Consider the following 18201-nt stretch of genomic DNA (forward strand, 5'->3'; position numbering starts at 1 on the left):
TTGTGCTGGGCCGTGTCACCGGACCCCGTCGATGATGCCGCTCCAGGTGTCGGCATCGAAGGCTGGCAGGATCAGGGGTTCGACATGGCCGTCGCGCCGGGCCGTGAGGACATATTGCATCATGGCCTCGTTGCTCGGCATTTCGAACACCTGGACGAAATCATAGGCCCCCATCACGGCGTAGAAGGCGATCGAGCGCCCGCCCAGGGCGGCGACCCTCTCTTCGCTCAGCTCGCGCCGTCGGGCGCTGTCGGACAGTTCGGCGAGTCCGGCCGGCGTCAGCTTCATCAGCGAGATATATTTCTGGCCGGCACCCTTCGCGTCACTCATGCCCGCCGCCCAAGCTCGGCCAGGCCCGCGAGCACCGCCGTGGAATCGGCCAAGACGCCGAAGATGCCCTGCTCCACCGTCACCATGTGAAGGGCGGCGGCATGGGCATAGGCGTCCCCGCTGGCGCAGGCATCCGCGATGGTCAGGCATTGGAAATTGCGGTCGCAGGCTTCGCGCAGCGTCGTGTGCACGCAGACATCGGTGGTGCAGCCGGAAAACAGCAGATGGGTGATGCCCTGCGCCCGCAGGACATGCTCGAAATCGGTATAGGTGAAGGCGCCGTTGCAGGTCTTGTCGACCACGATGTCTTCCGGCCGGACGTCGATCTCCGGCACGATCTGGAACCCCGGGCTGGAGCGCAGCAGGATGTCGGTCCCCTCGAGGCCCGCCCGCCGCCGCCGCCATTTCTCGTAAGGCGTCATGTCCGCCAGGTCGGCGCGGTAGCCCTGGCGGGTGTGGATCACCCGGACGCCGGCCTCCCGGCAGGCCGCGATCAGGCGCGACACCGTGGGCAGGATGGCGCGCAGCGGCGCCGGATCATAGCCATGCCTGGCGAAATAACCCGTCGGGGACAGGAAGTCCTCCTGCAGGTCGATCACCACCAGCGCCGTCTTCGCGGCGTCCAGGCGACCGTCGTAGGGAAAGTCGAAGGGCTTTGCATGGATCATGGCTTTGTCCTTTCGGGACAAGGGTTAGCACGGGCAACAATTTACGAAAATCGATTTATATTCGCCAAAATCGTTCTATAAAACTCAACGATTACGGTGCGAGGACTGGATGACGCGGAGCCTCACCTATCTGCATTACCTGCCCGCCTTCGAGGCGGTCGCGCGCCTCGGCGGCATCCGGGCGGCGGCCGATGAACTCAATTTGAGCGCCAGCGCCGTCTCCCTCCAGATCAAGAAATTGGGCGAGGCCACGGGCATTGCCCTGTTCGAAAAGACCGGGCGCGGTGTCGCCCTGACCAGGGCCGGGGCCGACTTCGCCCAGGCCGTCGCCGTCTCTCTCGGGCAGTTGGAGGGGGCGGCCGGCGCCGCCCGACGGATCGACATGGCGGCCCCCGCCGTCTCGCTCGGCGTTTCGGTGCCGACCGCGCTCGGCATCGCCTGGCTCAGCGGCGTCCTGGTCGAGTTCGCGGAGGGCCGGAACATCCCCGAACTGACCATCAACGAAGCGGTCACCGGCGCCGAAGTGGACTGGGAACGAAACGATGTCGCGATCGTCTACGACAACCCGCCGTTTCCGGGAAAGTCCTGGCACCTGTTGAGTGCGGTCAGGCTGCGCACCGTGTGTGCCCCGGTGCTCTTCCCCAAGCTCGACCTCCAGCAGCGCGAGCGGAAGCTCGGCGGCATCACGCTCTTCCATGAGGACGACGGGGCGGAATGGGCGAAATGGGCGGTCGAAGCGCGCGTCAGCCTGCAGGGCAGCCGGCGCGTCCGTGTCGGCTCAGTGGCGCAGGCGGTCGCTTCCGCCGTGCAGGGCCGCGGCCTCGCCCTGGTCTCCGACATGTTGACCCGGGGCTTCCTGGCCGAGGGGCGCCTGATCCAGCCTTTCCTCGCCTCGATCAACGCCGCCCATGAATATTACATCCTCTGCCCGGAGGAACGGGCGGAGGATCCCCTGCTCCGCGCCCTGGTCGATCACGTCACCGATCACCTGCGGCCGAAACGGGCCTGAGCCTAGGCCAGGCGCAGCGGCCCGACCGGTTCCAGGAAGAAGGCGGTGAGCGCCTTCAGGTCGATCGCATCGGACATCACCGTCCGGCCGGAGCGGGCCGCCGCCTTGACCGCCGACGCCAGGACCGCGAGGTCGTCGCTGTCGACGTCGTAGAGCGCCAGGTAGTTCTGCCCACCGCCCAAGGGGTCGAGGAAGGGCATCGAGAGCGCGAAGCGTTCCGCCCCGAAAATGCCGGGGATCGAAGTCACGTCCGGCACATGCTGGCCGTCGTACCAGGCGTTGAAATCGTCCTCCCGCCCCTCCGCCGGCTTCGACAATGCGGCGAAGAGCTGGCGCCGGTGCCCCGGCTGGCCGGCAAAAGCCGTCCTGGGGCTGAACACCAGGGCGGTCAGCGTCTCCGGGTCGAGCACGTCGGAGACAGCGATCCGGCCGTCGCCGTGGGAATTGACCAACTCCGTCAACACCTCCCCCAGGTCCGCCGCCTCCATCTCGTAGAGCACCATGTAGGACCAGGGAATCCGGCCGGTGAAGGGCTCGGCGATCCGGTAGCGTTGGGCGCTCACGAATCCGGGCAGGGTGAAGAGGTCGGGGATATGCTGGCGGTCGTACCAGTCGTTGTATTCGGCTTCGCGCGCGGGCGTCGCCGGCTTCGACAGGACGATCTGGATATGCCGCGCCATGTGCCACCTTGTCGTTGTCGGCCGCTGACACAGAAGCGTCGCCGATCCTCGCTACCATGAAACCGTCCATATGGAGGAACAGATGGGCAATACCCGTACCGAACGCGACAGCTTCGGCCCCATCGAGGTGCCGGCTGACCGCCTTTGGGGGGCCAATACGCAGCGGAGCCTGGAGAATTTCCCGATCGGCGGCAGTGCCGATCACATGCCGCTGCCTGTCATCCGCGGCCTCGCCCTGGTCAAGCAGGCGGCCGCGCGGGTCAATTCGGCACTCGGCGAGATTTCGCCCGAGATCGCCCTCGCCATCGCCGAGGCGGCGGCCGAAGTGGCGGCCGGCAAGCATGACGGCGAATTCCCGCTGGTGATCTGGCAGACCGGCTCCGGCACCCAGTCCAACATGAATGTGAACGAAGTGATCGCCAATCTCGCCAGTGAGGCGATGGGCGGGGCACGCGGGGCCAAGGCGCCGGTGCATCCGAACGATCACGTGAACCACGGCCAGTCCTCGAACGACAGTTTCCCCACCGCCATCCATGTCGCCGCCGCGGAACAGACCGACCAGCGCCTGCTGCCCGGGCTGCGCCACCTGCGCGGTGCCCTGGCCAAGAAGGCCGAAGCCTGGGCCGGCGTGATCAAGATGGGCCGCACCCATCTCCAGGACGCCGTGCCGCTCACCCTCGGCCAGGAATTCGGCGGCTATGCGGCCCAGCTCGATTTCGCCATCCGCGGCATCGAACATGCGCTGGAAGGCGTGCTGGAACTGGCCCAGGGCGGCACCGCGGTCGGCACCGGGCTCAACGCGACGCCCGGCTTCGCGGAGAAAGTCGCGGCCGAACTCGCTCATCTCACCGGCCTGCCCTTCCGCACGGCGGCCAATAAATTCGCGGCGCTGGCGGGCCACGAGCCGGCGCTTGCCCTCTCCGCCGCGGTCGAAGTGGCCGCCGTCGCCTGCTTCAAGATCGCCAGCGACATCCGTCTGATGGGCTCAGGGCCACGCTCCGGCCTCGGCGAACTGAAGCTGCCCGAGAACGAGCCCGGCTCATCCATCATGCCGGGCAAGGTCAATCCGACCCAGGCCGAAGCGCTCACCATGGTGGCGACCCGGATCGTCGGCAATCACGCCACGGTCGCCTTCGCCGCCTCCCAGGGCCATTTCGAGCTCAATGTCTTCAAGCCGGTGATCGGTGCCTGCCTGCTGCAGTCGATCGCCCTGCTCGGCGACGGTGCGCGTTCCTTCGCCGATCGCTGCGTGATCGGGGCGGAACCCGACCTCGCCCGGCTCGACGAGTCGATGCGCCGCTCGCTCATGCTGGTCACGGCACTCGCCCCCGAGATCGGCTATGACGCCGCCGCCCGCATCGCCAAACACGCGCATCACGAAAACCTGACGCTGCGCGAAGCCGCCCTCGCCCTCGGCCTGATCGACGCCGGCACCTTCGACCGCCTGGTCGACCCGGCCAAGATGATCGGCCCCGGCGCCACCTGAAGGAAGATCATGCAAAAGCGTTCGATCGAGATCGCCGGTCACCGCACGTCGGTCAGCCTGGAAGACAGCTTCTGGTCCGCCCTGTCCGACTGCGCCCGGCTCCAGGGCCTGACTGTGAACGCCCTGGTCACCCGGATCGACAGCGAACGCGACGCCGACACCAATCTGTCGAGCGCGATCCGCCAGTTCCTCCTCGCCCACGCCCGCGCCGGCAAGCTGCCCGCGGGCGGGGCCGACGCCTGACCCTCAGTTCCCGCCCAGGCCCTTCAGGAGCTGGTCGACCACGCCCTTGCCGCCGCCACCGCCCGGCAGGGGCAGGCCGGGCACCTTGCTGCCGATGAATTTCGACAGGTAATAGTTCTCGATGTCGCGGCTCTTCACCTCGGCGTTCAGATTGTCGAGGGGGCCGCTCACGTCGATGCCGAGGGGGGGCAGGTCGGCCGGTTCGATCAGCTTGACGGCGAAATGGAGGCGCGCGCTCCAGGCCGGCAGGTCGACGCTGCCGTCCCCGGCGATGGTGCCGCCGTCGACGTCCGAGGTGAAATTGGCGAGGCGGGCGACGCCGCGCTCCACCACCAAGTCGGTCGCGATCTTGCGGTAGGGTGTGCTGCCGGATTTCAGTGCCGCGGCCAGGCGGCCGATCACATCGCCCGGCTGGTTCACGGTCTTCAGGCCGTCCGACAGGGTCTTCAGGTCGATACCCACGATCTTGCCGTTGCTGGCGGCGAGCCGGCCCTGACCGGCCAGGCTGGAGACGATCTCGAAGGAACTGCGCCCCTGGCCGGCCAGCTTCAGGGCGAGGTCGCCGGTACCGGAAAGGCCGGGTTCCACCCCCTTCCGCCCCGTCAGGGCGTCGAGGTCGAAGCCGTTGCCGACGAGCTCGAGGGCGAGGCGCAGGCTGGGGCCCGAGGCATCGAGGCTGGCGCTGCCCGTCACGCTGCCCGGATTGGCCGCGGCCGCGACATCCTTCAGGGCGATCCTGCCGCCCGCCGCCTCGATCCGGAAGCCGACCCCGGTCAGTTCGAGGGTGCCGCTCACCAGGCGGTCGACCGTCACCTGGGCAGTACCGTCGAGCGTGCGGAGGCCGGCCAAGTCGATCGGCTTGGTCGACCAGTGCCCGCCGGCCGCGGCCGGCTTGCCGCCGCCGCCAGCCCCGGAACCGCTTCCGCCGGCGGCCGACGAGCCGCCGCCGAACAGGGCGAGATCCAGCGTGGTGGCCTTCACCTTGGCATCGAAATGCCCGCCACCGCCGAGCGGCAATTTTGCCGTCGCCTCCATCTTGCTCGGCCCGACCTGAACCTTCAGGGTGGAGACGTCGAGCAGGTCGCCCGCCAGGCTGGCCTTCAGGTCGAGAGACAGGATACCGGTGACCGGGCCGGTCAGGCCGAGGCGGGTCAGCATCCCGGCCGCCTGCGGGCCCTGGAGCGTGGCGTCGACGCTGGTCGCCTCCGCCGCCACCGAAACCGCGGCATCGAGTGTCGCCAGGCCCATCTTGCCTTTCAGGGTCACGGCGGGGGTGGCCGGCGCCCCCTTCACCGACAGCGCGAGGTCGACCGGGCCGAGGGCGGTGCCCCCGGCGGTCGGCTCCAGCCCCGCCTGCCGGGCGAAGGTGACCAGTTCGGGCGCGCTCAGCGTGCCGGCGAGATCGAGCTTGGGAGCCGCGAGATCGCCGAGCGACCCCGCCAGGGCGAGCCGCGTCTCGCCGATCGAAAGGCCGGCATCGATCACCGGCGCATCGGGCCGCCCGGTCAGGTGGCCATCGATCGCCAGAGCGCCGAGGCCGGCGGCACCGGCCGGCGCCGCCACCCCGCCGAGGGCCAGCAGCGGCGCCGGCGACGGCGCCGTCACCTTGAAGCCGAGATCCGCCTCCGTCCCGCCCTTGGCGAAGCCGAGCTTGCCCGCGGCCGAAAGCTTCAGGCCTTGATAGTCGCCGACCGAAACCGTGTTGAGGCGCAGCGCCTCGGGCGCCAGCGTGCCGTCGAACAGCACGTTGCGGAGCGTACCGCCGCGCAAGCCGAGCTCGGCCACGGAAATGCGGAGGGCCAAGTCGAAGCCGAGATCGGGCAAGGGCGACGCCGAATCGCGCGCGCCGATCTCGGCCAGCGGGCTGCCCGCTGGTTTTGCTGCCGGTGCCTGCGCCGCGCCGATGCCATAAGCGTCGAGGTCGAGGCGATCGACATCGAGCGAGACCATGGCCTTGGGCCGCGGTCCGGGCTGCCAGCCGGCACTGCCCTTGGCGGTGGCGCCGTCGAGCCGCAGCACGAGGCCGCTCAGGGCGAAGCCGCTGCCGTCACTGGAGACCTTGCCGGTCAGGCCGAAACGGGTCAGCCGGTCGGCCGGCAGGCCCTGGGGCGTCACCTTGAGCCAGTCGGTCAAGGCGCGGGGATTGTCGGATGCGATGTCGATGCTGCCGTCGAAACGGAGCCGGCCGTCACGATTGACCGCCGTGCCCGACAGGCCGACGTCGGTCGCCCCCGGCAGCAGGGCGGAGACATTGGAGACGGTCAGCTTGCCGCCTTCCAGCGACGCGACCAGGGCCAATTTCTGCACCACGCCGCCCGACCATTGAACGGCATCGATACCCAAGTCGACATCGGCATCGAAACCGGACGGCAGGGCGAAGCCCGCCTCGCCCGCGGCCGGCGCCGGGGCGGCAGCCGTGGCAGCGGGGGTCTTGGGTTTCGCCGGGGTCAGCGCGGCCTGCAGGGCGTCGGCGTCGATCCGGGCGATACGCAACTTGAGCGAGGCGGCGGGCCGGTCCCCCAGAGTCAGCGCCAGCCGGCCGGTGCCCCGTGCTTCACCCAGCATCAGGGTGAGATCGTCGATCGCCAACGCCGAAGCCGTGCCGCCGACCGTGCCCTCGAGTGCGATCGGCCCTTGCAGGGCCGGCAGAGTGGCCCCGGTCAGGGCGGCCAGCGCCGCCGGATCGTCGAGCGAAAGCGACGCCTTGCCGGCAACCCGCGGTTCGGCCCCGGAAAGGTCCAGCGTGCCGCCGAACTGCGCATTGGCGCCGACCAGACCGAGCTTGGCCTCGATCCCGACCGGCTGCACCCCGGTCAGGCGGCCGACCGCAATATCGACGGTCACCGGCTGGCCCTTGTAGGTAGCGCCGCCGCTGGCGCTGAAGGGGCCGGACAGGCTGGGGGCGGAAAGGGTCGCCTCGATCGAATCGACGGTGACGGGCGGGCCACTGGCGGGGTGGTATTCGATCCGTCCTTCCTCGATCACCACGCGCTGCACGGCGATGTCACTGCCACCGCCGGCCGGTGCCGGAGAAGTCGCCGGCGCGGCCGTGCCGCCGGGCGCCGGCCCGGGAGTCGGGGAGGTTGGAGCATTGCTCCTGGAACCTGACGAACCGCCGGGTGCCGGCGCAGCGGCCGCCGCTTCGGCCAGGCGCAGCACGGGCTTCACCAGGCGCACATCGGCGATTTCGACCTTGCCGCCCAGCAGGGGCAGCAGGCCCAGGCGAACGTCCAGCGCCTGCACCGCGGCGAGATCCGGGGCGGCGGGATCGGCCCCCGTCACGCGCACGGCGCGCACCGAGATCGAAGGGGCCGGCAGCAGGCGGAAGCGGATGTCGCCGCCGAGCACCACCCGGTGGCCGGTCGCCTCCTCGATCAGGGCGGCGATCTGGGGCTTGCGGTCGTTCAGGTCGACGAGCAAGGGCGCGGCGAAGGCCAGTCCGATCAGAAGGCCAACGACCAGACCGACACCGATCAGAAGCTTGCGCAATTCACCCCTCCGTCGAATCCTGTTACCAGTCTACCCGCCGAGGCACGGCAACGGAAACCGCCCATGGCTGAAATCGTCAATCTCGAACGGATAACGTCTTGCGAAGAGAAATTATATATGAATATCAAATAGTTATAAATAATTCCTGATGTTGTCAATCATGCTCCAGCACCCACCCAGTACCCACGATAGTGACCGATTTCGACCATAATGCGAAGGCCGGGCGCCCGTAGGCAACCCGGCCTTCTTCCGGCCACGCACGGCTGAAGAAACCCGTGCCGCCGGCTGTCGCTGTTGGTTTGGACGGCGCCACCCGCGACTGACACGCCTCCGGCCTCCTCTCTTGCGAGACCCCGCCGGCCGGGGATTACAGGAAGACGAAGCCTTCGGGCCTGTCCTCGGTCTCGTAGATCGAGCGAATCGAACCGGCCGCCGCGGCGCGGGCGACAGCCATTGCTGCTGCTACAGCGCCGTCGATCCGGTCGCGGCTCTTGCCCTTGGTGAACATGCGGTTGCCGGCCCGGTCGGTCTCGACCGCCACATTGTCGAAGTTCCAGCGCAGCACCGGATGGCCGCCATGCTGGAACTGGCGGCCGACGATGGCGCGTTCCAGCTCCTTCACGGCCGGCGCCATCGTCACCCAGCCCTGGCGCATCGCCACAACCGGCAAGCCCTCGTCGGCCAAGTTGTTCATGATCTGCTGCGCCAGGTGCGGATCGAAGGCGATCTCGCGGACGTCGAAGCGGTCGCACAGGTCGCGGATCGTGTCCTCGACGAAGCGGTAGTCGACGACATTGCCCGGTGTCGGTGCGATGAAGCCTTCGTCCGCCCACAGGGGATAGGGCACGCCGTCTTTCTCGGCCCGTTTGCGCAGATTGTCGGCCGGGCAGAAGAACCAGGGCCAAGCCACGAAGCCATCGTCGTCGGTCCGCCAGCAGGCGACGACGACCGTCAGGTCGACGTTAGACGACAGGTCGACGGCCAGCCAGCAAGGCGCTCCTTCGAGGGCATCCAGGTCCACCGGCGCGGCACCCTGGTCGTAGACATCCATGTCGACGAAGGGATCGGCGCTCTGGTCCAGCCAGATGTTCAGATGAAGGTTGCGGAAGGCTTCCCGGTCGGCTGGCCTTGCTTCGGCTTCCCGCGCCAGTTGCCGCAGGCCGGCGATGTCCGGGAAGCCGTAGGGCAGGCCGGGGTTGGCAGCGGTCCACACGGTCTCGTCGCGCCAGTCGGCGTCGCGCGGGGTCTCGAACAGGATCGGCAGGAAGCCGGGATCGATCACCTCGCCCAGGGCGACCTTGCGAGCATAGCTGTAGATGTCCCAGGCGATGTTCTCCTGGCCGCGGCCAGCCGTGGTGATGACGACGAACAGCGATCCGGGAACCTTCACCAGGCCGGTGCGCAGCACGTCCCACAGGTCGCGCTTGCGCCAGGCGTGCAGCTCGTCGGCCAGGACGAAGGTCGGCGTGCGGCCGTGCTGGGTGCCGGCGTCGGCGGCGATTGCCTCGAGGAAGGCGCCCGATTTCGGGTGGGTGATGCGGGTCTTGTGATCGACCACCGTCGTCGCCCTGGCGATCCGCTTGTCGGCCCGAACGATGGATACCGCCTCGTCGAAGGCGATCCGCGATTGCTTGTGATCGGCGGCGGCGGTGATCGCCTGGCCGCCCGGCATTCGTTCCGGGCCGAAGGTGTGGAGCAGGGCAAGGCCGGCCCCCAGCGCCGTCTTGCGATTGCCCCGCGGCAGCAGCATGAAGACCGTGCGCACCTGGCGCCGGCCGTCTTCGTCGCAAGGACCATAGATGCGGCGGACAATCCGTTCCTGCCAGGGCACCAGCTCGAAGCCCTGGCCTTCCTTCCGGCTCTTGGGATGCCGCAGGGCGTGCAGGAAGCGCACGGCGCGGTCGCCATACCCCAGCGGGTCGGCAATCGGCGAATCGTCAAAGACCCAGGTCGGACAGGTCGTCTTCATCGTTGTCATCTTCGGCGCCCTTCTTGCCCCGGCGGTGCGGTGTCAGGGCGAGTTCGGCCGCGAGAAGCCGGGCTTCGCGCATGGCCGCCAGCATCAGCCGGTTCGCGGGGTGCTCCTTGATCTCCGGCGTGCCGCCGGTGCCGAGATCGACACCAGCCGCCGAGAACAGGGGAGCGGTCTTGCCGCTCGGGCCGCAGGCGATGAAGTCGCCTTCCGCCGCCAGCTTGTCCTGGCAGGTCCGGACCATGCCAACCGCGATGCAATAGGCTTCGAGGGTTGCCAGCATGTCGACCCCCAACAGGCGGCGACGGTGGAGGATGACGGCAACCCTCTTCCATTCCCGCTTGGCATGGTCATTCAGATTGGACGGCGGGCCGGGGCATCGCGACGGCGACGCATCCCCGGTGACAAGTGCCAGGTGCCCCTTGCGGCCTTTCATGGTCAGAAGCTCCACAGCCGGTAATCGCGGATCAGGTCCTCGAAGCCGAAGGGCAGATCATTGACGATGGAACCGATGACGACGGCCTCGCGGCCGCGGTGCCAGTGGCCGACCAGAAGGCGCACTGCCTGGCGAAGCCCTTCGGGCACGTCCTCGGCTGTGTCGCCGTAACCTGCCGTGAAATCGACCGTGACGTTGCTGCCGGCCGGCCAGGGCGTCCCATCGGTCGGTATCAGAACCGCGGCATCGTCTCCACCAGCGCCGTCCACGCGGTAGGTGGTCGAATCAAGCGTTTGAATGGTCCGCGTGGCGTCCTCGTAGGTGACAGTCTCGACCAATTGGCAGGGCGGCAGGGGCAGCGGGATCGCGGGCAAGAAGGAAGGCAGTGTCAGGCGCCACTGTTGCGTAACCAGCGCTCGCCCGAGCAGGCCCGCCGGACCGTCCAAGCGCGCGGTCGCGGCCTTGATATAGCTGCCGATCAGGGCATCTTCGTCGTCGACCTCGACCCTGAGCTGGGCCTTAGCATCCTCGACCGTGAGCAGATCCGCCGCCGGTGCAGTCAGTCGCAGCAAGGCCATCTCGACATCTCCAATTCCCGCGGGTTTCGGCCAAACCCCATTTCAGCGTCTCTCTAAAAGCTGTCTTCGGACACGGTCCCCTGGCGTTGCGGGAAAAGCTCGCCTCCTACCCCTGGGGTCGGACCGGGTTGCCGAACCCGCCGTCGGTCGAGGCCGTCTTCCGGTTGTGACAGGGGGCACACATGGGACGCCACAGGCTGCGATCCCAGAACAGGGTCCGATCTCCTTTGTGCGAAACCGAGTGATCCACCACGGTGGCGGCGGCGCCGCAGGTGCAGCGAGGATGCCCGGCCAGGAATTCGGCGCGGGCTTTCACCCATGTCTTGCCATAGCCGCGTGCGGCAGCTGAGGGCCGCCCCTTGCCCTTTTCATGTCGATCGAGTGCGCAGGCCGGACAGTTCGACCCAGCCGGCACAGCACGGCCACACTTGCAGATGCGCGGGGCGGCGTAGGGCATCAAGTCACCGGTCGAGTATCGGCGTGGCCCTTCACGATCAGCGCTGCGGCTGCGATCGAAGTCCCGCTGTTCTTCGTCACCACCGTGCGGACATAGCGCTTGTTGCCGGCGTAGCCGACCTTCACCAAGCTGTCTGCCACCAGCGAGGCCGGGAACGTGCCCAGCAGGTCGGCGGCGACCACATCGGTGAAGTCGCTGGACGTGGTGGTGTCACTCTCCTGGAGCTTTGCCGTGTAGTCGCAGGCCCCGACAATGGCCCCGGTGGTGATGATGACGGTTGCCGAGTTGAAGCCCAACAGGTCGATCGCCGCGCCGACGTCGGTCGCGGCCAGCACCTGCGGCTTGACGGACTGCAACAGGCCGAGGGAATGAACCAGATCACGCATCGTCGCCTCCTCAGCTCACCGCCATATGCAGCTTCTTCACCGCTTCGGCCTTCACCACGTCGCCGCCGGTGCGGCGCCGGGCATGGAAGCGGACCAGGCCCTTGGTCGCCTGCGAATAGGGGTCGCGCAGGATCGAGACGGCCACCCGGTCGACGATCCGATAGGCGCTCTGCACGTCGCCGAACAGGACCGGATAGGTGCCGCTGCCGACGTCGTCCATGTCCGGCGCCTCGATCACCGGCCGGCCGATCAGGGTCGGAGGATTGCCGTCGGCCAGGCTGTCGCGCCACAGATAGTCGCCCGTGCCGTTCTTCAGCTTGCGCACGGCGCCGATGGTCGCGGCATTCATCATCCAGGCCCCGCGGTTCCGGTAGAAGGCCGGCAGGGCGTGCATCAGGCTGACCAGGCCGTCGCCTTGCAGGGTGGTGGCATTGCCGTTGGCGACGCTCGCCACGTCGGGATGAACCATCAGGCCGCGCGGCTTCTTCACGCCATCCCCAGCCAGGAAAGCGACACCTTCGAGGCGGGCGAATTCCTCGGCCAGGTCGGCCGACAATTCGCTGGCGATGTTCACCGCCGCGTCTTCCAGCAGCTTCACCGAAACGTCGACATAGGCTGCCATCTCGTGGACATAGATTTCCACCTGGCCATAGGCCGGCGTCGCTTCGGGCCGGTCTTCCAGCTCGCCCACCCAGCCGGCGGTCGGCGCCGCCGTCCGCTTGGGCAGGATCACCGAACCGGACGACGTGTTCATCACCCGTGCTGCCTGGCGCACCGGCGAGATCAGCACCAGGTTCTTCAACAGCTCGGTCTGGAAATCGGCCGGCGCCAGATAGCCGCCGGCCGTGTCGTCGGCGACGGTCAGGGCCCGCACCTCGTCGGCGGCCAGGGCCTCGCGGCCGCGCCGTACGAAGCCGGTGAAGGCGCGGGTTTCCAGGCCCTCGGTGGCGGCCTTGGCGGTGGCACCCGGCCGCTGGGCGCGGATCTCGTTCCTCGCGAGAATTTCCTCGATCGAGGCGATCCGCTTGGTCAGATCGGCCAACGCCGTCTCGTCGCCGTCACCGCTCCCCGTGCCGGACGCCGGCTTGTTGTCCGGCGCCGTCGCCGGGGTGCTCGTGTCCATGCGGACCTCCTGTTCTACCGCCGATGCGGCGCTGCGAATGCTGGTCACGCGGGCGCGCCTGGCAGCCGGCAGTGACACGATGGATACCTCGTGCAGCTCGATCGCCCGGACCAGGCGAACGCCGTTCGCCCCGGCCGCCGCCTGGCGTACCCGAAAGCCGATGGAAAGGCCGGTCACGGCACCGGACCGGACCAGCGACCGCGCTTCCCTGGCGCGCTGCACATCCAGGTTCAGCCGGCCGCGGACCTTCAGTCCTTCGCCCGTCTCCTCGATCGCTTCCCAACGGCCGATCACGTCCCCCGGCTCATGGCTCCATAGCATCACGGGCATGGTCTGCGCCGCCCGATGTTCGGCCAGTGATGCGGCGAAGGCGCCGCGCTCGATCACGTCGCCGTAAGAGTCCGCCTCGTCGAAGCGGGCGGCGAAGCCCTCGATCAGGCCGGTGTCGTCGCCCGCCTCGAAGCGGACGTCGACAAGGTCCAGGGCACGGGTCTCGGTCATGGCGCGGCCTTCCCGGCGGCGCCGGTCTGCCCGGCCTGCCGCACCAACTGGTCGCCGCCGGCGATGGGCGGCCGGTTTTCCAGGGCGCGGGCCTCGTCCGGCGTCATCCAGGGCGCGCCCACCGCCTTGGCCAGTGCTTCGAAGCGGGCCGCGATGTCTCCCCGCAGCAGGTCGTCGGTGACGAATTCCAGAAAGAGCCGCCCGCGTTCATTAGGTGTGAACAACACGCGCGACAAGGCCGCCTCCCAGGCATCCAGCCAGGGCAGCAGGGTGAAGGTCAGGAACTGGCGCGACAGCTCCTCGACATTGTTCCAGGTGGCCCGTTCCAGATCGCCGATCAGTGTGCCGGGCACCCGATAGGTTCGGGCGATCTCCTGCACCGCGAACCGGCGCAGTTCGAGGAATTGCAGGTCGACCGAGGTGAACTGGATGGCCCGGAAGGTCATGCCGTCTTCCAGGATCAGGGTCTTGCCGCCATTGCCGGCGCCGGCGTGCTGCGCGTCGAAGCTGGCGCGCAGCCGCTTCACCGTCTCGGGCGACAACGGCTTGCCATATTCCAGAACGCCGCTCGGCCGCGCACCGGCACTGAACAGCCGTCCCTGATGCTCGGCCATGGCAAGGTCCAAGCCGATTGCCTCCCGCGCCAGATGGGTCAGGCTGATCGGCCGGTCCAGGGTGCCGCCCGGCGTTTGCAGGAAGAACACATCGGGCCAGGCATAGCGCCGCACCCCGCCTTCCTGCTGGCTGACGGCGAAGCTGGGCTCCAGCGTGTCAGGGTCGAAGCTCACCTCGACCGACCGCGGGTCCAGGCGGTGCATCTCCCGCACTTTGCCACCTGCCCGGATCACCAGCGCAAAGGCCCGGCCGTGCAGCAGCGCGTCGACCTGCAAGGCGGTGCGCAGCTCGGTCGATCCGGTCCAGGGGTTGGCGTCTCCGGCCAGGATCGCCGCCGCCGGGTGCCCGACATCCCGTTCCCGGCCCGCCTCGGTCGTGCGGAAGACATGGATCGGAAGTGCCCCCACGGTCTCGGTGATGGCCCGAATGCAGGCCAGCGCGGTCGGCGACCGCAAGGCCGTCTCGGGGCCGACAGCGATGCCGGCCGCGGTCGCGGGCGGCGTGAACACCGCCCAGCCGTCGGCGGGCGCCGTTGTTTGGGCGCGAGTTTCATCGGGTCGGAAGAAAGTCTTCAGGCGGTCGAACAATGTCGTTCCCTCGATCGGTGAAGGAACTTCGCCATCACAGGCGCCGGCCGCGCAACCGTCTCGGACCGAGATGCGGCAAGATAATCATTTGATTTTTATGTATTATTTGTATTTTGGCGTGATTTATTGCGGGTTTCTCGGCGTATTTCGTAGGCAGCCAGCCGTTCTGCTTCGACCCGGCACGCGCCGCCCTCGTACTCCATGATTGCTGCCCGCTCCTCGAAACCCGCCTCGCCGCCGCTGCGCGCACAGGCATCATCATTTTCGGTTGGGACAGGTTGGGACAGTTGGTACAGCCTTGAATCTAAAGGGGAATTCTCTGTCCCAACCTGCGATGAGAGGTTGGGACAAGTTGGGACATGGTTGAACGATTCTAATGTAGTGATATCGACGCCCAGCCCGACCGCCAAACGTCGAAAATCCGGCATGACTAGCCCAGGATCGTGCTGGCGATGTGGTAGCAGCGAACAGGGCTGCTGTACCCTGGGATGCGCCGCTTGATTTGGAGGCTCTTGCTGCCTTCCGGCACCTTGAGATGACCACTTCTGGCAATCGCCCGGGCCACGGCCGTTGCGTCAAGGCCGGCGCAGACTTCCCGCTTCCACACCTCGGGCAGGACGAAGAAACTGGTGCCGCGATCCAACTCCTCCTCACGGAACCCGGCCCGGTTCACCGTCCGGTCGGCTGCCGTCGCCTCACCGAATTGGTTCGGCCGAATCGCCTCGAAGCGGCTCGATCCATGCTGCTCGATGAAGCGCCGAACGGCCGCCAGGGCTTCACATTCCTCACCGGATGCAGTGCCGCCGCGATTGTCCAGCCAGGCCCGAAAGCAAGTCGCGGCCGCCCACGCCGCCTCGTCCGACCCCCAGGGCAGAATGCCATAGGCGGTCGCCACCGCTCCGGCAGCGGCCACCAATCCGAAGCGCGTAGCCACGCGCTTCACCTGTCCGTCCGCGTCTGGCGGGCATTGCTCGGCCACAAACTCCCGGGCGTAGTGCCGGGCCGCCACCGCAACCGAGTCACGCTCCTTCACCAGACGGTCGAGGAACGCACGAAGGGCTGTCCCATAAAATTGCCCGGCGGCCTCCTTCAACTGCCTTGCGAAGGCATCGGCCGAGGCGGCGCCGTGCAAATTCTCGAACAAGCCGAGACCGGCGCCGGCATCGGCCGGCAGGTCGATCACCCGAACTTCCTGGCCGGCTGTCGTTCTTCTACCGCGCCCTTCCTCCGCAATTTTGTCGGCCAGAGTGATTTCGCCGGTGGAAAGGAACATGCAGCGCCATTCGGCCGCCGGCCGCGCCTCCCCTCCCTTATTGGCACGCACCTTGCCGCGGCCATTGGCCAGCATGTAGGCAGCGGCACTGGCAGCCTGGGCGGAGACTTCGGCAAGCTCGTCGAGGCACAGCAACAAGTCACAATGGGCCAGCGCCACCGATTCCGCACCATTGTCAGTCATGCGCCAAGATCGGACATAGCCCTTGATGCCGCCGCCGCCGCACACCGAACCGGCCGCCACCAGTGCGGTCGTCTTGCCGATCGAAGACCCACCCCGCAATTGGAAACCGCCGCTCTCGCCGTCGACAAGGTACAAGAGCGGTGCAGCGAATGCCGCGCTCAGGCTCAATACCAGGCGCGAATTGCCGGCGGCTGGCCTTGCCACCGCCTGCTGCCATTCCGCCAAGGTCCCGCTGACGCGGAACGCATGGTCCGGCGCACCGATCGTTTGCAGGATCGTCCCCTCGCCGCGGCCCTTTGAGGGTGAAATCGTAATGTCTGGCATCACAAAGGCATCACCGTGCCACCCGACACGGCCGACACAACGTAATTTCAACCCGGGCCTGGCGGTCGAAATATATTCGTGAAGGTGATGGCGCGCCTGCGGCCCAGGCGCCAGGATCAGACCGAGCGAGAGCAGGATCTCCCGGTAAGCAAGTCCGTCGCCGGCCAGCATCGACATGGGCATGGCCCAGTTCTTCGCCTTGCCGTCCCGATCCTTCACCTCCAAGTAGCGTCCCCACTCACTGCCTTCGGCGCTGCGGGTGTCGGCCAGGACTTCGAGGTAAGAGCATACCCACCGCCATTCCGTGGTAACCTCTCCGGTTTCCTTGTCGGTCCGATCGATCCGCCGTTCGACCCCGCGCTCGCCAAGGCGAAATGGCGGCGCCTGGTCGGGGTGGTCGGAAGCGAGCATATCCTGTGAACCAAGGACAAGTTCACAAATCGATAATCCACGATCGGCGCGAGAGTTATCGTCCACGTCGGCTTCTCCGCGGCATATCGACCAGGCCGCGCTCGACGCATTGCCGTATCAGATGCGAGCCTGCCGCCATGGCATCGAAAGGCGCCTTCGTTTGTGACGAGGGAAATCGTGTCTCCAGTTCACCGATTCGGCCGGCGAATAGATCCAGGAGTCCGGATGCGCTGCAAATGCGGCCGGCCGTCATCTGCCGCATCTCGCCGGCGCCCGACAACAGCAGATAGCGGCCATCACGATGCCCCAGCGCCCGCACGGAAAGCTCCATCTGGCTGGCCATTGTCACCCCCGATGCCCGCGCCGTGGTACCTCACTGGTGCTCGATACCGGCGCCCCCAAGACTTCGGCCGCCCAGGTGTCGAGCAGGTCCTTCGGATAGAGTGGGCTCTTAGTCCCCGGCGCCGGACGAAACGGCGGCCCGCCGCCGACCGACCGCTTGCGGTTCAAGGTCGCGGGCGACTGGGTGAGCCCATGGCAGTGCAGAAGGTAGAACGAAGCCTCGGCCGTGTTGAGATTGGCTTTGCGGCCGATCAGGCGAAGGCGGCTCTCGATCTCTTCAGCGCTCAATTCGGTGGTGGTCATTCGCTCACCTCTCGTTCCATAAGGGCTTCGATGAATTCCTCGATTTCCAACAGTCGCCGGGCACGATCCACGGCCGGTCGATCCCTATTGAACGGGTGATCGGGATCGAGAGGATTTCCATCAGGGTCGGCGCCGCGATAGAGCGATCGCCGCCGCGCCGCCGTACGCTGAGCGAGATCACGGCGCCAGAAGTCGGGATAGTGACGCAGGACATTCCAGACGATCTCGCCCGCGAAGACCACGCCGACATCGAATCCACCATGGTCTCCGAGCAAAGACCGGGGAGCCAACGACCGATCGGTCACCTGCCGAACGTCCACGATCTGACCATTGCCGTCGCAGGCATAGATGACTAGGTGACTCAAGCCGTCCGCTCGGTCCAGGTCGTCGATGCGCGGCAGATTCTCGACCAGCGCGCCCATCATCTCGCCGATCACATGCGCCACCGGGGCGACGAATTCATAGGACCGGCCGGAACGTGTCATTTCCCAGACGGTCCGCAACATTGCCGCGCCGGTGGCCGAATAGAGCTTGGGCGATGTCTTAGCTCGCCCTGCCCGCTCGAAGGGAATGAGCCCGGCCAGCGACGCATTGCTGAGCAGATTCCTAACCTCTTGTGCCGAGGCGTCATCCAGCCCGGCCAGTTGGCAAAGCTCTACCGGCGGAAGCCAGCATCGATTGACATCGGCCCTCTTGAGTTCCGGCAGGTCAGCAATGATTCTCATGTCTGCCTATCTTCATTTATAAAATTAAGATAGGCAGACATCTTAATTTCAGTCAATAAGATGCCGTGGAAATATGGCGG

At 67.3% G+C, this 18201-nt stretch carries 17 protein-coding genes; 3 read left to right on the forward strand and 14 right to left on the reverse strand.

The features are described 5' to 3' along the window. Positions 1 to 15: 15 nt before the first annotated feature. Both WC493_RS01540 and WC493_RS01545 read right to left on the reverse strand, forming a co-directional pair. Entirely contained in the window at positions 16 to 330 is a 315-nt protein-coding gene (locus tag WC493_RS01540; protein WP_373061797.1) for a GYD domain-containing protein, read from the reverse strand. Continuing rightward, complete coding sequence (locus tag WC493_RS01545) at positions 327 to 998, reverse strand: cysteine hydrolase family protein (protein WP_373061799.1); 672 nt, start codon at positions 996 to 998, stop codon at positions 327 to 329. The genes WC493_RS01540 and WC493_RS01545 overlap by 4 nt, the downstream gene beginning before the upstream one ends. A 109-nt stretch (positions 999 to 1107) precedes the next feature. Here WC493_RS01545 and WC493_RS01550 point away from each other — a divergent pair, with 109 nt between their 5' ends. Then, positions 1108 to 2007, forward strand: a complete 900-nt coding sequence (locus WC493_RS01550) for a LysR family transcriptional regulator (protein WP_373061801.1) — start codon at positions 1108 to 1110, stop codon at positions 2005 to 2007. Between the two features lie 2 nt (positions 2008 to 2009). Here WC493_RS01550 and WC493_RS01555 read toward each other — a convergent pair whose 3' ends face one another. Next, a complete protein-coding gene (locus tag WC493_RS01555) occupies positions 2010 to 2687 on the reverse strand; it encodes a hypothetical protein (RefSeq protein WP_373061803.1) in 678 nt (225 codons plus the stop codon). Positions 2688 to 2769: 82 nt separating this feature from the next. On the opposite strand from WC493_RS01555, the gene fumC reads away from it, so the two are divergent. Continuing rightward, positions 2770 to 4173, forward strand: coding sequence for a class II fumarate hydratase (gene fumC / locus WC493_RS01560; RefSeq protein WP_373061805.1), 1404 nt, complete (start codon positions 2770 to 2772; stop codon positions 4171 to 4173). Between the two features lie 9 nt (positions 4174 to 4182). Further along, positions 4183 to 4416, forward strand: a complete 234-nt coding sequence (locus WC493_RS01565; protein ID WP_373061807.1) for a ribbon-helix-helix domain-containing protein — start codon at positions 4183 to 4185, stop codon at positions 4414 to 4416. A 3-nt stretch (positions 4417 to 4419) separates the two neighbouring features. On the opposite strand, the gene WC493_RS01570 is transcribed toward WC493_RS01565, so the two are convergent. The 11 genes from WC493_RS01570 to WC493_RS01620 all read right to left on the reverse strand — a co-directional run bounded on the left by WC493_RS01570 (position 4420) and on the right by WC493_RS01620 (position 18121). After that, positions 4420 to 7905 (reverse strand): AsmA family protein, encoded by a 3486-nt coding sequence (locus tag WC493_RS01570; RefSeq protein WP_373061809.1) that lies wholly within the window; start codon positions 7903 to 7905, stop codon positions 4420 to 4422. A gap of 367 nt (positions 7906 to 8272) precedes the next feature. Beyond that, positions 8273 to 9874 carry a terminase large subunit gene (locus WC493_RS01575; RefSeq protein ID WP_373061811.1) on the reverse strand — a complete coding sequence of 534 codons (1602 nt, stop codon included), beginning with the start codon at positions 9872 to 9874 and terminating at the stop codon, positions 8273 to 8275. Next, positions 9843 to 10313: a P27 family phage terminase small subunit gene (locus tag WC493_RS01580; protein WP_373061813.1), complete on the reverse strand. Its 471-nt coding sequence runs from the start codon at positions 10311 to 10313 to the stop codon at positions 9843 to 9845. The genes WC493_RS01575 and WC493_RS01580 overlap by 32 nt, the downstream gene beginning before the upstream one ends. A gap of 2 nt (positions 10314 to 10315) precedes the next feature. Beyond that, positions 10316 to 10891 (reverse strand): head-tail connector protein, encoded by a 576-nt coding sequence (locus WC493_RS01585; protein WP_373061815.1) that lies wholly within the window; start codon positions 10889 to 10891, stop codon positions 10316 to 10318. Positions 10892 to 11347: 456 nt separating this feature from the next. Next, positions 11348 to 11734, reverse strand: coding sequence for a hypothetical protein (locus WC493_RS01590; protein ID WP_373061817.1), 387 nt, complete (start codon positions 11732 to 11734; stop codon positions 11348 to 11350). Between the two features lie 10 nt (positions 11735 to 11744). Beyond that, the gene (locus WC493_RS01595) at positions 11745 to 13358 is read right to left on the reverse strand and encodes a phage major capsid protein (protein ID WP_373061819.1); all 1614 of its coding nucleotides are present in this window, start codon (positions 13356 to 13358) and stop codon (positions 11745 to 11747) included. Next, entirely contained in the window at positions 13355 to 14560 is a 1206-nt protein-coding gene (locus WC493_RS01600; protein ID WP_373061821.1) for a phage portal protein, read from the reverse strand. The genes WC493_RS01595 and WC493_RS01600 overlap by 4 nt, the downstream gene beginning before the upstream one ends. A gap of 430 nt (positions 14561 to 14990) precedes the next feature. After that, on the reverse strand, positions 14991 to 16817 hold the full coding sequence (locus tag WC493_RS01605; RefSeq protein ID WP_373061823.1) for a DUF927 domain-containing protein: 1827 nt from the start codon (positions 16815 to 16817) through the stop codon (positions 14991 to 14993). Next, positions 16807 to 17094, reverse strand: a complete 288-nt coding sequence (locus tag WC493_RS01610; protein ID WP_373061825.1) for a hypothetical protein — start codon at positions 17092 to 17094, stop codon at positions 16807 to 16809. The genes WC493_RS01605 and WC493_RS01610 overlap by 11 nt, the downstream gene beginning before the upstream one ends. A gap of 2 nt (positions 17095 to 17096) precedes the next feature. Next, on the reverse strand, positions 17097 to 17396 hold the full coding sequence (locus tag WC493_RS01615; RefSeq protein WP_373061827.1) for a hypothetical protein: 300 nt from the start codon (positions 17394 to 17396) through the stop codon (positions 17097 to 17099). Then, positions 17393 to 18121 carry a hypothetical protein gene (locus WC493_RS01620; RefSeq protein ID WP_373061829.1) on the reverse strand — a complete coding sequence of 243 codons (729 nt, stop codon included), beginning with the start codon at positions 18119 to 18121 and terminating at the stop codon, positions 17393 to 17395. Before WC493_RS01620 ends, WC493_RS01615 begins: the two co-directional genes overlap by 4 nt. Positions 18122 to 18201 lie beyond the last annotated feature (80 nt).

The organism is Zavarzinia sp. (assembly GCF_041650655.1).
GTDB lineage: Bacteria > Pseudomonadota > Alphaproteobacteria > Zavarziniales > Zavarziniaceae > Zavarzinia.

What these genes read in the sequence shown, in the direction of transcription:
- WC493_RS01550 (WP_373061801.1), top strand. Translation starts at nt 1,108, where the DNA reads ATGACGCGGAGCCTCACCTATCTGCATTACCTGCCCGCCTTCGAGGCG.
- WC493_RS01565 (WP_373061807.1), top strand. Translation starts at nt 4,183, where the DNA reads ATGCAAAAGCGTTCGATCGAGATCGCCGGTCACCGCACGTCGGTCAGC.
- WC493_RS01575 (WP_373061811.1), bottom strand. Translation starts at nt 9,874, where the DNA reads ATGAAGACGACCTGTCCGACCTGGGTCTTTGACGATTCGCCGATTGCC.
- WC493_RS01555 (WP_373061803.1), bottom strand. Translation starts at nt 2,687, where the DNA reads ATGGCGCGGCATATCCAGATCGTCCTGTCGAAGCCGGCGACGCCCGCG.
- WC493_RS01620 (WP_373061829.1), bottom strand. Translation starts at nt 18,121, where the DNA reads ATGAGAATCATTGCTGACCTGCCGGAACTCAAGAGGGCCGATGTCAAT.
- WC493_RS01615 (WP_373061827.1), bottom strand. Translation starts at nt 17,396, where the DNA reads ATGACCACCACCGAATTGAGCGCTGAAGAGATCGAGAGCCGCCTTCGC.
- WC493_RS01595 (WP_373061819.1), bottom strand. Translation starts at nt 13,358, where the DNA reads ATGACCGAGACCCGTGCCCTGGACCTTGTCGACGTCCGCTTCGAGGCG.
- WC493_RS01610 (WP_373061825.1), bottom strand. Translation starts at nt 17,094, where the DNA reads ATGGCCAGCCAGATGGAGCTTTCCGTGCGGGCGCTGGGGCATCGTGAT.
- WC493_RS01590 (WP_373061817.1), bottom strand. Translation starts at nt 11,734, where the DNA reads ATGCGTGATCTGGTTCATTCCCTCGGCCTGTTGCAGTCCGTCAAGCCG.
- WC493_RS01580 (WP_373061813.1), bottom strand. Translation starts at nt 10,313, where the DNA reads ATGAAAGGCCGCAAGGGGCACCTGGCACTTGTCACCGGGGATGCGTCG.
- WC493_RS01545 (WP_373061799.1), bottom strand. Translation starts at nt 998, where the DNA reads ATGATCCATGCAAAGCCCTTCGACTTTCCCTACGACGGTCGCCTGGAC.
- WC493_RS01585 (WP_373061815.1), bottom strand. Translation starts at nt 10,891, where the DNA reads ATGGCCTTGCTGCGACTGACTGCACCGGCGGCGGATCTGCTCACGGTC.
- WC493_RS01540 (WP_373061797.1), bottom strand. Translation starts at nt 330, where the DNA reads ATGAGTGACGCGAAGGGTGCCGGCCAGAAATATATCTCGCTGATGAAG.
- fumC (WP_373061805.1), top strand. Translation starts at nt 2,770, where the DNA reads ATGGGCAATACCCGTACCGAACGCGACAGCTTCGGCCCCATCGAGGTG.